1 protein-coding gene and 1 pseudogene are annotated in these 1,408 nt (G+C 71.2%); both read left to right on the top strand.

The genetic code is table 11. The annotated features are described in order from the left end of the window. Positions 1–216: 216 nt before the first annotated feature. The gene (locus C1I98_RS38885) at positions 217–780 is read left to right on the top strand and encodes a class F sortase (RefSeq protein WP_158558406.1); all 564 of its coding nucleotides are present in this window, start codon (positions 217–219) and stop codon (positions 778–780) included. Between the two features lie 27 nt (positions 781–807). Continuing rightward, positions 808–1,408 (top strand): annotated as a pseudogene (locus C1I98_RS38880) (HtaA domain-containing protein); the annotation flags it as partial.

Here is a 1,408-nt window from a genome sequence, read left to right as displayed (position 1 = left end):
GTGTCCGGTTGTGGGCGTGGAGTCTGATTTGGGGGTGGTGTTTACCGGTGTGACGCTCCCAAAAGGATGGCCGGATCCCTGGTGTTCGTCTTCGGTGGCACGGTTCGTGGCCGCAACACCGGGCGGCAGCGTGTTCACCGCCTTGTCTTAACCGGGGGTCGGAAGCATTTCTCTCCCCCAGCGCTGCTGGATTCCCCTGGAGGCGTGCGCATGCCCATGAACCACGCGCGAAGCGCGATGCCCCGGCGGTTCGTGTTGTCACTCGCCGGTGTCGTGGTGGCGGTCGCCGGTTGGGCGTGCCCGGCCGCCGCCGTGGGGAAGGCGGCGCCGACCCGGATTCACATCCCCGCCATCGGGGTGAACGCCCCCGTCGGGGTGCTCGGCTTGCAGGCGTCGGGCGTCATCGAGGTGCCCCCGTTGTCCCCGCGCAATCTGACGGGGTGGTACCGGTACGGCCCCACGCCGGGGGAGACCGGGCCCGCCGTGATCCTCGGGCACGTCCGCACCCGCTCAGGGCCTTCGGTCTTCGCGCGGCTGCACCGGCTCCGGCCCGGGCACAAGATCCTCATCGAGCGGGCGGCGGGCGGCCCGGTGACGTTCACCGTGGGCCATGCCGAGCAGGTGCCCAAGTCGCGCTTCCCGACCGCGCGGGTGTACGGGAATGTGCCGGTTCCGGCGCTGCGGCTGATCACCTGTGCCGGTCCGTACAACCGCTCGACAGGAAGCCACAGCGACAACCTGATCGTGTACGCGACGGCGGACCCGCCGTCGAGTCCCTGAAGCACTCTCCTGGCTAGAGGAATACATATGAATGGCGCGTCCACCGTTCACCGGCACCGTGGACGAAGGCATGTCCGGTGGCTGCTGGCGATCTCGCTCGTGCAGTTGTTCCTCGGCGTCCTGGCCGCCGTGGCCGCGGTCGCCGCGACGTCCGGCCCGGGGCCGCGCGGGGTGACCGGCGGATCACTGCGCTGGCGGCTCAGCGACGACCTCGCCGGTGAGCGAACACGCGTCCTTCTGTCGGGGGGAGTGGTCCAGGACGGCGGCGGCCGGTTCGTCTTTCCCGCGGTGGGCGGCGACTACGACGCCGCCACCGGCACGGCCACCGCGAAGTACGGCGGCAGCGTGACGATCGTTCGCGGCACGCGGACCTTGGTCATCTCCGATCCGGAGGTCGTGGTGCACGGCGCGCTGACCGGCGTGCTCGGCGCGGACGCCGCACTCGCCCCGGTGACCTTCAGCCTCACCTACGAGGAGGACGCGGTCGGCGACGTCCTGACCGTGATCAGGGGCCAGGCCGTCGTGCCCTGCCCCAGCGGCACCGCCACGCCCACCTCCGGGACCAGCCCGTCGCCCGGCGCCTGCGGCACCCCGTCCTCCACGCCGAGTTCGTCGAATTCCCCCCGTC

Source organism: Spongiactinospora gelatinilytica, assembly GCF_003236385.1.
Taxonomy (GTDB): Bacteria; Actinomycetota; Actinomycetes; order Streptosporangiales; family Streptosporangiaceae; genus Spongiactinospora; species Spongiactinospora gelatinilytica.
Note: the sequence above shows the minus strand (reverse complement) of the source record. Positions and strands in the feature narration are given on the sequence as shown.

What these genes read in the sequence shown, in the direction of transcription:
- C1I98_RS38885 (WP_158558406.1), top strand. Translation starts at nt 217, where the DNA reads ATGAACCACGCGCGAAGCGCGATGCCCCGGCGGTTCGTGTTGTCACTC.